The 13,237-nt window shown below is 31.9% G+C and carries 11 protein-coding genes; all 11 read left to right on the top strand.

Annotated elements, in window-relative coordinates:
• Positions 1-46: 46 nt before the first annotated feature.
• The gene (locus tag DWZ69_RS02520) at positions 47-577 is read left to right on the top strand and encodes an ECF transporter S component (protein ID WP_118436066.1); all 531 of its coding nucleotides are present in this window, start codon (positions 47-49) and stop codon (positions 575-577) included.
• Between the two features lie 319 nt (positions 578-896).
• On the top strand, positions 897-1,442 hold the full coding sequence (locus DWZ69_RS02515) for a TIGR01440 family protein (RefSeq protein WP_117998418.1): 546 nt from the start codon (positions 897-899) through the stop codon (positions 1,440-1,442).
• 244 nt (positions 1,443-1,686) lie between these two features.
• A complete protein-coding gene (locus tag DWZ69_RS02510) occupies positions 1,687-2,490 on the top strand; it encodes a leucine-rich repeat domain-containing protein (protein ID WP_118436064.1) in 804 nt (267 codons plus the stop codon).
• The gene (locus DWZ69_RS02505) at positions 2,491-3,906 is read left to right on the top strand and encodes a leucine-rich repeat protein (protein WP_118436062.1); all 1,416 of its coding nucleotides are present in this window, start codon (positions 2,491-2,493) and stop codon (positions 3,904-3,906) included.
• Positions 3,907-4,106: 200 nt separating this feature from the next.
• On the top strand, positions 4,107-4,946 hold the full coding sequence (locus DWZ69_RS02500) for an Ig-like domain-containing protein (RefSeq protein ID WP_117998411.1): 840 nt from the start codon (positions 4,107-4,109) through the stop codon (positions 4,944-4,946).
• Positions 4,947-5,518: 572 nt separating this feature from the next.
• Positions 5,519-7,696, top strand: coding sequence for a leucine-rich repeat domain-containing protein (locus DWZ69_RS02495; RefSeq protein ID WP_118436060.1), 2,178 nt, complete (start codon positions 5,519-5,521; stop codon positions 7,694-7,696).
• A gap of 150 nt (positions 7,697-7,846) precedes the next feature.
• Positions 7,847-7,999 (top strand): hypothetical protein, encoded by a 153-nt coding sequence (locus DWZ69_RS12030; RefSeq protein ID WP_158573351.1) that lies wholly within the window; start codon positions 7,847-7,849, stop codon positions 7,997-7,999.
• Between the two features lie 28 nt (positions 8,000-8,027).
• The gene (locus DWZ69_RS02485) at positions 8,028-11,240 is read left to right on the top strand and encodes a leucine-rich repeat protein (protein WP_118436056.1); all 3,213 of its coding nucleotides are present in this window, start codon (positions 8,028-8,030) and stop codon (positions 11,238-11,240) included.
• A gap of 782 nt (positions 11,241-12,022) precedes the next feature.
• A complete protein-coding gene (locus tag DWZ69_RS02475; RefSeq protein ID WP_118436055.1) occupies positions 12,023-12,586 on the top strand; it encodes a leucine-rich repeat domain-containing protein in 564 nt (187 codons plus the stop codon).
• A gap of 8 nt (positions 12,587-12,594) precedes the next feature.
• On the top strand, positions 12,595-12,738 hold the full coding sequence (locus tag DWZ69_RS12025) for a hypothetical protein (RefSeq protein WP_158573350.1): 144 nt from the start codon (positions 12,595-12,597) through the stop codon (positions 12,736-12,738).
• A gap of 295 nt (positions 12,739-13,033) precedes the next feature.
• Entirely contained in the window at positions 13,034-13,213 is a 180-nt protein-coding gene (locus tag DWZ69_RS11965; protein WP_147364252.1) for a hypothetical protein, read from the top strand.
• The last annotated feature ends 24 nt before the right edge of the window (positions 13,214-13,237 follow it).

The following is a 13,237-nucleotide window of genomic DNA, read 5'->3' as shown; positions in this document are numbered from 1 at the left end:
AATTCATATTAACCATATATGAATTACTTACATTAGGAGGAAAATTATGAATAGTAAAGTAGTATCAAAGATTGTATTAACAGCACTTTTTGCGGCATTAGTTTATGTTGCAACTTCAATTATCAGATATCCTACATTTGGAACTCAAGGTTATATAAATATTGGAGATACCATTGTATTATTAAGTGCATGGCTTATTGGTGGTGTTTATGGAGCACTTGCAGCTGGAATCGGTTCAGCATTAGCTGATCTATTAGCACAGTATGTAACTTATGTACCGGGAACATTTATCATTAAGTTTTTAATGGCACTTGTTGCATATTTAATTTTTACAGCATTTAAGAAAACAAATATTAACAAAGTTGTAGCTTACATTGTAAGTGGTGTAGTTGCAGAATTAATTATGGTATTTGGTTATTTCTTATATGAAAGCACAATATTAGGATATGGACTTGCAGCAGCAGCTTCAATTCCAAGTAACGCCATTCAGGCTGGAACATGCTTAGTAATTGGTTACATTGCAATCGGAGTTTTAGAAGGCGCAAAAGTTCCAAACTTACTTAAAAAATACGTGTAGATAAAGTCCCCCAATGGTGAGAACCATTTTTATAAAACTTTAAGGTAAAGGTTGAATTTATTTCAACCTTTGCTTTTACGTTAGGGAGAAATATTGTGGAGTACCAGATATAAAAATGTGTAATTAGAAACAGTTTGTTAAGCATATAAAAAGTTTTAGTAATTATAAATAGCAGATTAAACATGGAAAATGTTGAAAATATTATGGAGTTACTTTCTTATTAAAGGAAAATATATTTGTAAATAATATAATATTGGTATAAAATATAAAAAGATATTAAGATTAAAAAGTTATTTTTTATAACTTTAGGAGGCGTAGAATGTATACTGAACTTACAAAACAGGCAGAAGAAGTTACAAGAGAGATTGTCGAAAAAGCAGGACTTACAAAGGGACAGATTTTCGTAGTAGGCTGTTCATCAAGTGAGATTTGCGGAGACAAAATTGGAACTAATTCAAACCTTGAAGTGGCACAGGCTGTATTTAAGGGAATTTATCAGGTTTTACAGGAAAAGGGCATATATTTAGCAGCCCAATGTTGCGAGCATCTTAACAGAGCAATTATCGTTGAGAGAGATGCAGTACCTTTTTCAGACATAGTTAATGTTGTGCCTCAACCAAAGGCAGGTGGTTCTTTTGGAACAACTGCATACAAAACATTTGCAAATCCTGTTGCAGTTGAAGAAATCAGAGCTGATGCAGGAATTGACATAGGTGGAACACTTATCGGCATGCACATTAAGAAGGTTGCCGTTCCTGTTAAGTTAGAACATAACAAAATCGGTGAAGCAAACGTTCTTGCTGCAAGAGTTAGACCAAAATTCATTGGCGGAGAAAGAGCAGTGTATAACAAAGATTTAATGTAAAAAGTTTTAATTAAATAAATTTACTTAGAAAGCAATTCGTAGACTTAACTTAAAGGAATAATGATACAGAATTGCTTTTTATTTATGGAATAAGAAATTTCTCCGGAATTTCTTATTCCATAAATAAACGTTCCACTAGGGATATACTCTGGCGTGAAAAGAAAATAGTTGCGGACGGGCATGCATTGGTTGCGTAGAATGTCGCAAGCGACATTCTTTATTATTAAAAGAAGGGAGAAGGCGGTTGTATTTTAAGAATACATCGTGTAAAGAACAGATGAAAATATTGAAAAATAGGAAAATGATATCTTATCTGCTTATTGTATGTATGGTTGTTACATATGCACTACCTAATAGCTTGGTAAAGGCAAAAGAAAATAAAATATCAGGTCAGTGTGGACCTACAGCATATTTTCAGTTAGAAAAAGACGGAACATTACGAATTACAGGTAGTGGGTACATAGATATTAACCAGTTTCAGGATTTGCAGGATGCACATTTGGAGGATAAAACAATAAGAATTGTTCTTGAGAAAGATATTAAAAATGTTCCTGACGAAATATTCAAAAATTATACAAAAGTTGTAGAGGTTGAATTGCCAAATCATTTGGAAACAATCGGGAAGAACTCCTTTGCAAACTGTACTGCATTGAAAGAAATAATTCTACCGCGCTGGCTAAAGACAGTAGATGATTATGCTTTTTTTAATTGCACAAGTCTTGAGAGTGTGTATATGTTGTTATGTACTTACACGAAAAGTTATACAAATTACGAAGCAGGAACCATAAGTGATTATGCTTTTTATGGATGTAACAATATTAAAGTAGTATTAACAGGTGTTAGTCAACCGTCTAAAATGCCACAGCAGTGGCCTGAAACAATAGAAAAAGCTTATGGCAACAAAAGATGTAAAATATGGCAATATACAGGTGAGAATGTAGAAAAAATTAAACTTAGCGCTGCATCTACTCCTTCGGATAGTATAAATTATGTTATTTTCGGTGATGAACTTTCTATTATAAATAATGAGGGGGTAATAGATACGTAAATATCCTGTAATTCAAAAAAAGTTATTGTATGTGGTGATATAACTGCAATAGAGGAAGGAGGATTCAAAAACTATACTAATTTAGAGGAAATTTATTTACCTGAAAGTATTGAAAGAATAGAATACGGTGCTTTTAGAGGTGATTCAAAATTAAAAGAAATTACAATACCAAGTAAAGTAACAAAAATCGCTGGAAAAGCGTTTGATGAGTGCACGTCATTAACAACAATGACAATTAAAAATCCAAACATTGAAATCGCTAAAGAAAATATGCCAGTAAATTTAAAAACAATATACGGTTTTAAAGATTCTACAGCAGAGACTTACGCAAAAGAAAACGGAATAGATTTTATAAGCATAGATTTAGATTATGAAAACAATGATGGAGAAACAGAAACATCGGCTACAACAACAGGGACTAACAGTGATGGAACAACAGGAGTGACAGATAGTACAACAGAGACAAGCAGTGATGTATCAACAGGAACAACAGAGACAAAAAGTAATATATCAACAGGAGCGACAGAATCCGGTGAATCGGAAACATCTACAACTAAAGATAATACATCAGTTAAGCCAACTGTAACAACTGAAAATAGAACATCTAATATAAGTACAACAGAAAATATAGAAAGCCAGACTACACCTGAAATTACGACTACAGATAAAAATGTAGAGTTTACAGAAAGTCAGACAACACCAGTAGTTACAACTACGGATAAAAATGCAGAAAGTCAGATAACACCTGTTAGTGCTACCACAGGTAAGAAGCCAGGAAACCAGACAACATCAGGCAGAAATAATACTGAAACTACTAAAGCACCATTTGATATTACACCATCGGGCAAATTCAAAATAAAAAGTGTAAAAGAACTGAATTACCATTCTGTGAAATTGTCATGGAAAAAAATAAAGAATGGCAATAGTTACAAAATATACAAAGCACAAAAAGATGGTCAGTTCAAATTAATCGGAAAAACAAAAAGCAACATATTTATTGATTCAAAGGTAAAACCTGGTAAAACATATTTTTACACAATACAGGCAACTGGAAAAAATAATAAAGTAACCTGGTCAGTCATTTGGTCAACATATGTTAGAGGCGTGCCTAAAAAGCCTAAATTAACTTTAAGAAAAAGCAAAACCATATGGATTTTGTCATGGGGAGTAATAAAAGACAACAGCAAAGGCGTTGAGGTGTATATGAGAAAAGGCACCCAAGGAAAATTTAAAAAAGTGAAAACAATTAAAAACATAAAAAAGAGCAAAAAGAAAAAAGGTGCTACAGGAATGACGGCTGATGTAAGCAGGCTGAAATCCAAAGGAACTTATTTATTTAAAATAAGAACCTACGCTATAGTTAATGGAAGAAAAATTCATAGCCGTTGGTCTAAAACAAGAAAAGTTAAAAAATAGAATATAAGAGAGAACAAGAGGTCAGTTTGAGAAAAAATGGTATATAGTGCTGTGATATAATTACGTTATCGGAAACGTATTATAAAAAGATTCTAAAGTAATATATATGGTAATGAAATGGGCACAAGTAAGTGCAAGAAGTAGTATGTTAGACGAGCCAGATATACTACTTTAGAATAAGTGAAAAGGAGAAAAAGCTTATGGAGAAGTACATGAAGAAATTATCAGTATTTGTAGTTGCAATAGTGATGTCACTTATATTAATCCCAACAACAAATACAAATGCAGCACAAAAACCAAAACTAAACAAAAAATCAGCAACAATTTATGTTGGAAAAACTGTTAAACTTAAGGTAAAAGGTAATAGAAAAAAAGTTAAATGGTCATCTTCTAACAAGAAAGTTGCAACAGTAAGTAGCAAAGGAAAAGTCAAAGGTAAGAAAGCCGGCAAGGCAACTATTACTGCGAAAGTTGGAAATAAGAAACTAAAATGCAAAATTACTGTTAAACAAAAAAGTGTCAAAAAAGCGAATAATAAGAAACCTGTTGTTACATATACAAAGACTTCGGTAAAACAGAAAATAGCAAATGCCTGCAAAAAATACGGCAAGTATAGTAGTGATTCAAACGGCTCATATTATTATTTAGATGCAATTAATGAAAGCACTAATATGTGTGTATATACACAGGTTAAATATTATCCAAGCACAGATATTATTAGGATAAATAATTTAAGTGGATATGATAGATCTAATATGAACATTATGGTATATTTCGATATTGAAAGTGTAAGCGACAGTACATGCAGTGTTACTTTTTATGATGGAGATTCACAGTATTATGGTAATGGTATAATGTACAAACTGTTAATGGATGAAGAGTCAGCTGTAATCTTTTATGATACAAACATGTCATACACATTGGAAGATACTGCAGAAAAATTAACTACTACATCAGCAAGATTAGCGTTGACTGTGTTTGAACAAATCATGTTATCATATAACGTGGGTGTAACATCAGCAGATTTAGGATTTTATTAAAATTTTATAATCATATTAAAAATTAAGAGATATTTATGAAGACATGAGAATTGATTCAAAAATATACACTCCACGTGACAGTCAAGCTCATTCATATCCCCACTGGCTATTTCGTAGAGCACTGCTGTCAGATAATATAAAAAGTAACCGCCATCTAGCCTGAAAATAGTGGCGGTTACTTTTTTAACCAAAACAATCAGGACTAACCGTCTATCGGTAGTACCTTTTGTAATATTATAGTAGCAGATGGTTATTGATATTTCAAGAGTATTTTGATTATACAACTTATGAGCAACCACCAGCTTAAATCAGCTTTCCTAATTTTCGATTGAGATTGTCGCAAAATTAAAATAAAAAGTTGTTGTCTAAGCATGAAAGTTTTGAAACATCTAACACATTCGAATTGTGACTGTTTTATATATATAAATAACATATTAGGTTGGAGTAAAAGTGACTATAGTGGTATTGTGTGATATAATTTATATATAAAAAATAAGCGTAAAATAACACAAAAAATCTCAAATTTATAGAACATAATAAGAGGTTATTCGTGGCAGGAGGGTAGAAAGATTATGAACATATTTAAGAGCTGTAAAAAGACAATTACATATTTAGTAATATTAAGTATGGTTGTAGCAGGAGTAGTTCCTACATCTTTTGTAAAGGCAGAAGAAGAGAATACATCGGAAAATACTACAGAAGATTCTTTAATTTACAAAAACATCAAAGGTCAATGTGGTCCACAGACTTATTTTCAATTGGAAAAGGATGGAACACTGCGTATTACAGGTACGGGAGAGATAGATATAGAACAGTTTGATGACCTTCAAAAGGCAGAAATCTCTGATAAGGTTTTAAAAGTTGTCATGGACAATGAAATTACAAATATACCTGATGGAATGTTTAAAAACTATAAAAATATTAAAGAAGTTGAGCTTCCAAATGGTCTTGAAATCATAGGCAAGAATGCTTTTGCAAACTGTAAAAGTTTGAAAGAGATAGTATTACTCAGGCATATAAGCAAAGTGTCTGACTATGCATTCTTTAATTGTACGGGGCTTGAATCTGTATACATTTTTTTAACATCTAACGCAAATCCAAATGGACATTATGATACAATTCCATGTGGAACAATTGAAGAGAATGCTTTTTATGGATGTAATAATATAAAAAAAATAACATCAGCATATACAACAAATTTTCCAAAATCATGGCCCGATAGTGTAGAAGAAATACATGCAAATTTTAGATCAGGTTTAGCATCATATGCAAAAGAACATGGAATTACCTTAATAAAATTTGAAAGTTCTGAATATCAGACCTGGCCTGATGTTGGGGAAAATGTGGTAGGTTATACGGATGGATTCTATTTTGTTGGTAATAAAGGTGTTATTATTAAAAAAGATATATTGCCGGAGTTAGGCTGTAAAACTGTAATAATGGGCAATGGAGTTGAAGGAATTGAGACATCAGGGATGAGTTATAAAAGAGAACTTGAATATGTTTACCTGCCTGAAAGTATTAAATACATTGAAAATTATGCGTTTCAATATGATGCAAAACTTAAAGAAATCACAATTCCAAGTAAGGTACCCAAGATAGAAAATCATACCTTCGATAATTGCCCTGAATTGACTACTATGACAATCAAAAATCCTAATATCAAACTGGCAAAAAAAGGTATGCCTATGAATTTGAAAACAATATATGGCTTTAGAAATTCTACAGCACAGCAGTATGCTGAAGAAAATGGGATCGAGTTTATCAGTATTGATATTGATAAGGAAGAGGAAACAACTACTACGGAATCAACTACTCAGGCTACAACGATTACAACTACAAGTCAGATTACAACGCCAGAACTTATCACTGATTCAATTACATCAGAGACTACAGCAGGGTCCACTACTGTTCCTAAAATATCAGAAACTGTAACAGACCAAAAAGTAGAAACGACTGAAAATACAACTGAAACAGAAGAAACTACTATGAATTCAACAACTGTCAATGTTACATCTGCAGATGTCAGTACAACAACAGAAGAAAGCAAAACAAATGAGAGTTTTTCGGAAGAATCAACATCAGATTTAACTACCGATAAAATATTTTCTACTACAATTATAACCGAAAAACAATCTTTTGAAGTTGTGACATCCGGCGAAACTGGCAGAAAAGAAAAACTTTCATTAAGCCGTGTAAAAGAGAAAAATTATCATACAGTCAGATTGATATGGAAAAAGATAAACACATCAAAGGATTATGAGATATATAGGGCTGAAAAGAAGTCGGGAAAATACATATCGGTTAAGAAACTGAAAAGTGGTGTTTATTCCGATTCAAAAGTTAAGGCCGGAAAGAAATACTTTTACAAAATAAAAACTACTTCAAATGATGGTAAAGTCATATGGTCAGGTACTAAAGAAATTTATGTAAAGGGTACACCTAACAGACCTAAGTTGTCCATAAAAAAGACCAAAAGTAAATGGACACTGACATGGGGGATAATTGGTGATAACAGCAAAGGATTGCAGGTGTACATGAAAACCAGCAAAAAAGGTAAATTTGTAAAGGTAAATGAAGTTAATAAACTTAAAAAGAAAAGGAACAAAAAAGGTATAACCGGTATGTCCGGTAGCCGTAGTTCTTTGGATAAAAAAGTTACATATTTCTTTAAAGTAAGAACCTACGCAGTTGTAAATGGCAAAAAGGTTTACAGCCGATGGTCTAAGGTAAAGAAAATGAAAGGATAAAAGTAAAAAGATATGCTATCTATCAAAGTGGTAGATAGCATATCTTTTTTGTGGGAAAATTGGTTAGAGAGGGGTCAGTTGTTGAAAAAAGTGGGAAAGAGTGTATGGTATAATAGTTTTATCATTGAAATTGTAGAAAGAGGTAGTAATATGGCTAAGCAAGTTAAATTTGGAGAAAAAGATTTAGAATTAGTAAAAAGGATAGAAGATTTTCAAAAAGAACAAAAATTGCCATCATTTATTGAAGCTGTTCGTGTACTTTGTGAAAAGGGATTACAAGTAAACGAACTTATGAAGTATTAGGAAAAATAGAGAAAGGAAATGTCAAACTATGAAACAGATAAAGAAAAAAATAGCTATTGTACTAACATTAATTTTGTCAATATCGATGATACCAACAATGGATGTAAGTGCAGCAAAAAAAGTAAAATTAAGTAGGACAACTGTAACTATTTATGTAGGAAAGACAGTTACTTTGAAGTTAAAAAATAACAAAAATAAAGTAAGATGGAGTTCATCTAACAGAAATATTGCTACAGTTACAAAAAAAGGTAAGGTTAAGGGGAAGAAAGCCGGCAAAACAACAATTACTGCAAAAGTAGGAAAGAAAAAGTATCGATGCAGGGTTACGATAAGGAAAAAATTTACAAAACATATAAGACCACAGCCAACTACAAAGCAGACGGAACAACCAATAACTAAACCTTCGAAACAAGAATTGTCAATTACTGATTATTACAATAAGTTGAAAAATTTTATTATTTCAAATGGGCTAGCAAGTAATAATTTTGAAAATAAATATGTGCAAATATATCATAATGATCTTATTTATGAATGTAGCTTAATATATAATAAAAATACAGATATGTATAGATTTGAAGTTGTGGCAAATATGAGTGAAAAGGGCACAATATGGTTTAATATGAGTAAATCTCCAATTATTAAATATGAAATATCAAGTGTTTTTTTTAACTATACAGCACAGTCTAATTTTGAGGGAGCAAAATATACTAAAAACAAAAATACTACTGTAGGTTATGTAATAAATAGTAATAGAGGTGCATCTTCTGAAGATGAAATTAAAGATTATGCAAATACTTATTTGAGATTAAATTTTGTTTTGATGGATAGAGTAATAGGTGGCAAAGTTAAAATATCGTTGGCAAATTTGGGAATGACTGATTATAACAGAGATGTTGCGGTCAAATTACCGTACATTAAGGATTCAAATAATAATGTAGAACATCCAACAACAGTCAAACCAACAGAATCTACAACAGTCAAACCAACGGAACCCATAACAGAACAACCTACGACAGTCAAACCAACGGAACCCATAACAGAACAACCTACGACAGAACAACCTACAACTCAGGCGACACCATTTAAAACAAAAGAAGTGTATGGTGGTGTAGAAGTTTCTGGGTACAAAGGATATGACAGTAATGTAGTCATACCAAATACAATCAATGGGAAAAAAGTTGTTGCTGTTGGAGAACGTGCATTTGTTGGATATAGCGAATTAGAAAGTATCACAATACCAGATGGGGTTGTAAGTATAGGGAATGAAGCATTTTATAAATGTAATGGTCTGAAAAAAATTATTCTTCCAAATAGTTTAAAAAGCATCGGAGATAATGTATTTAATGAATGTTGTACATTAAGTGAAATTACTATACCTGAAAGTGTAACCAATATAGGAGAAAGTGCATTTAGTGGATGCAAATTATTATATTCAATTATCATACCAAAAGGAGTGACAAATATAAAAAATGGTACATTTAAGTACTGTTCAAATTTAACTGATATAACAATCCCCAATGGTCTGACAAGGGTAGGAGAAAGTGCATTTGAAGGATGTTATAAACTAATAAAAATTGATTTTCCTGAAGGTGTGACAAGTATAGAAAAAAACACATTTAGTGGATGTAGCAGCTTAAAAAACATGACGCTTCCTGATAGTTTAAAGAAGATAGAAAGTGGTGCATTTGATTATTGCAGTGAGTTGTCAAGGATTATACTTCCCGATAATTTGATAAGTATTGGGGATGGAGCATTTTCTCAATGCAGAAATTTAATTGATATAGAAATACCAGAGAGTGTGACAAGTATAGGAGATGTAGCTTTTTGTGAATGTAGTAAATTAGAAAATATTACATTAACGGATGGAAAAATAAATATAGGATATAGTGCGTTTAGGGGTTGTAGTAGTTTGAAGAGTATAACAAATTCAAATAAATTTGCAAAAGAAACAGATTTAGATGGTGGTGCAAGTATAGGTCTGAGAGCGTTTGAGAATTGTTATAATTTGCAAAAAGTGATAATTCCAAATGGGGTAACTCAAATAGGTGAAGGAGCATTTAGAACTTGTAGCAGTTTGAAAAGTATCACAATACCAAACAGTGTAACCGATATAGGTGAAGGAGCATTTTCTGAATGTAGCAGTTTGAAAAGTATCACAATACCAAACAGTGTAACCGATATAGGTGCAGGAGCATTTTCTCAATGTAGCAATTTAGATGATATAACAATTTCAGAGAGCCTGACAAGTATAGGTGGAACAACATTTTATAAATGTACTAATTTAAGAAATATAACCTTACCAGATAGTGTTATAAGTATAGGTGGCTTGGCATTTAAAGAATGTACTAATTTAAAAAATATAGATATGCCCAAAACAATGACTTACATTGGAAATGATGCATTTAGAAATTGCATTAATTTGGAAAGTATAATAATTCCGGAAGGCTTAACGAGTATATCCGATGGCACTTTCTCGGGATGTAGTGGATTGATTAGCGTTACGATTCCAAATAGTGTAGCAACTATACAACATTATGCATTTAATCAATGTACTAGTTTGAATAGAGTTATAGTTTCAGATAGTATCACAGAAATAGCAACACCAGATAATGCAACAGGAATTGAAACTGGCGCTTTTTATTGCTGTAGTAATTTGAGGAATATATCAATTCCAAATACTGTATCAAGCATAGGAGAAGTTGCGTTTAAAGGTTGTAAAAGTTTAGTTAATGTCACAGCAAAAGGCGTAACAGATATAGGGAATTTGGCATTTTCTGAATGTAGTAGTTTGGAAAGTATCACTATTAACAAACAGGTTTCCTATATAGGAAATAGCGCATTTGATGAATGTACAGATCTTACTGAAATTATTACATCTGATGTACAAATAGGTATAAAAACATCAAATAATGTGGTGGGTATAGGAGATAATGCATTTAAAAATTGTAAAAAATTAAGAAACGCCATAGTTCCAGATAGGGCAACAAGTATTGCTAATGGTGCATTTTTTGGTTGTATCAGTCTTGTTAGTATAGTAATTCCAAAGAGTGTAACGAGTATCGGGACTATAGCATTCTTAGGATGCATTAATTTAACAAGTATAACAATTCCAAGTAGCGTTACTGCTATAGGTGAAGGTACATTTTTAAATTGTAATGCCCTAACGGAAATAAAGGGAGTGAAAGGTTCGTTTGCAGAAACCTGGGCAAAAGAAAATGGATATACGTTTATAGTACAGTAAAGAAAAAAGTAGTTGATTGAGTTCATATAACAATATTGTGTTCTCAATCAGCTATTTTTTATTAAAGTTGAATGAGTGGAAAAAATGATGTGTGAGGGGGCAGTTGTTGAAAAAAACGCCATATATTATATGAAAAAGATTATTATAGTTCTGATAATGAGTTTAGTGTTAAATTATTTGTTTCAGGAAAGAAAACTTACGATGCTAATGGATCAAATTATAGTTCATATGTACCTGTTGGATGGAAATTATATGATTCAAATGGTAGTGTAGTTGAAACAGGAACAGTATATTCACCTGATATAGCAGTGGGAGAGAGTTTTACTGATGCATATGGTTATATTAGTACGGACTTGAAACCAGGATATTATAATTTAGTATTTATAGATACTATATAGGTAGATACTTAGGTTGAGAGGAAAGACATAAAGTTAAAACCATCAAGGGAGAACAACATAAGTATTCTTTTATTAGCAAGGGTAAAATAAAAAAGAAAAAACATGTATAAAATGAAAAATCAGTTTGAAATACCTGTCACATTCGAATTGTGGCAGGTATTTTTATATATAAATAGTTGCAGTAAAAATGACTATAGTGGTATGGTGTGATATAATTTATATATAAAATACAAGCGTAAAATAACACGAAAGATCTTATATTTATAGAACTTAATAAGAGGTTATGCGTGGCAGGAGGGGAGAAATAGTATTACTTAAGCATATAAGCAGAGTGTCTGACTAGGCATTCTTTAATTGTACGGGACTTGAATCTGTATACATTTTTTGCCATCTAACGCAAATCCAAATGGAGGTTACGATAAAATTCCATGTGGAACAATTGAAGATAATGCTTTTTACGGATGTAATAATATGAAAGACGTAACAACAGGATATGCAGTAAATTTTCCAAAATCATGGCCTGATGGTGGGGAAAATGTGGTAGGTTATACGGCTGGATTCTATTTTGTTGGTAATAAAGGTGTTATTATTAAAAAAACTATGTTGCCGGAGTTAGGCTGTAAAACTGTAATAATAGGTAATGGAGTTGAAGGAATTGAGACATCAGGGATGAGTTATAAAAGAGAACTTGAATATGTTTACCTGCCTGAAAGTATTGAATACATTGAAAATTATGCGTTTCAATGTGATGCAAAACTTAAAGAAATCACAATTCCAAGTAAGGTACCAGAGATAAAGGATCAAATTTTTGCTAATTGCCCTGAATTAACTACTATGACAATAAAAAATCCCAATATTGAACTGGCAAAAAAAGGTATGCCTATGAATTTGAAAACAATGATGGAGAGACATCAGATAATACAACAACAGAGGCAAGCGGTAATGTAACAACGGAAGTGACTAACAATACATCAACAGAATCTGGTGAGTCTGAAACATCTGAAACTAAGGAAAATACACCGGTTGGACCAACAGAAACAAGCCCAAATAGTACATCTGATATAAACCCAACAGAAGATTCAGGAAATCAGACAACGTAAGGCAGGAATAATACTAAAATTACGAAATGATATTTTGATATTACACCATCAGGCAAATTCAAAATAAAAAGTGTAAAAGAACTGAATTACCATTCTGTAAAATTGTCATGGAAAAAATAATAAAGTAACCTGGTCAGTCATTTGGTCAACATATGTTAGAGGCGTGCCTAAAAAGCCTAAATTAACTTTAAGAAAAAGCAAAACCATATGGATTTTGTCATGGGGAGTAATAAAAGACAACAGCAAAGGCGTTGAGGTGTATATGAGAAAAGGCACCCAAGGAAAATTTAAAAAAGTGAAAACAATTAAAAACATAAAAAAGAGCAAAAAGAAAAAAGGTGCTACAGGAATGACGGCTGATGTAAGCAGGCTGAAATCCAAAGGAACTTATTTATTTAAAATAAGAACCTACGCTATAGTTAATGGAAGAAAAATTCATAGCCGTTGGTCTAAAACAAGAAAAGTTAAAAAATAGAATATAACTATACAACGTAAGAAA

The sequence above is a fragment of the Eubacterium sp. AF34-35BH genome (genome assembly GCF_003477765.1).
GTDB lineage: Bacteria > Bacillota > Clostridia > Lachnospirales > Lachnospiraceae > Eubacterium_G.
Note: the sequence above shows the minus strand (reverse complement) of the source record. Positions and strands in the feature narration are given on the sequence as shown.

What these genes read in the sequence shown, in the direction of transcription:
- DWZ69_RS02485 (WP_118436056.1), top strand. Translation starts at nt 8,028, where the DNA reads ATGAAACAGATAAAGAAAAAAATAGCTATTGTACTAACATTAATTTTG.
- DWZ69_RS02515 (WP_117998418.1), top strand. Translation starts at nt 897, where the DNA reads ATGTATACTGAACTTACAAAACAGGCAGAAGAAGTTACAAGAGAGATT.
- DWZ69_RS12030 (WP_158573351.1), top strand. Translation starts at nt 7,847, where the DNA reads ATGGCTAAGCAAGTTAAATTTGGAGAAAAAGATTTAGAATTAGTAAAA.
- DWZ69_RS02520 (WP_118436066.1), top strand. Translation starts at nt 47, where the DNA reads ATGAATAGTAAAGTAGTATCAAAGATTGTATTAACAGCACTTTTTGCG.
- DWZ69_RS02495 (WP_118436060.1), top strand. Translation starts at nt 5,519, where the DNA reads ATGAACATATTTAAGAGCTGTAAAAAGACAATTACATATTTAGTAATA.
- DWZ69_RS02500 (WP_117998411.1), top strand. Translation starts at nt 4,107, where the DNA reads ATGGAGAAGTACATGAAGAAATTATCAGTATTTGTAGTTGCAATAGTG.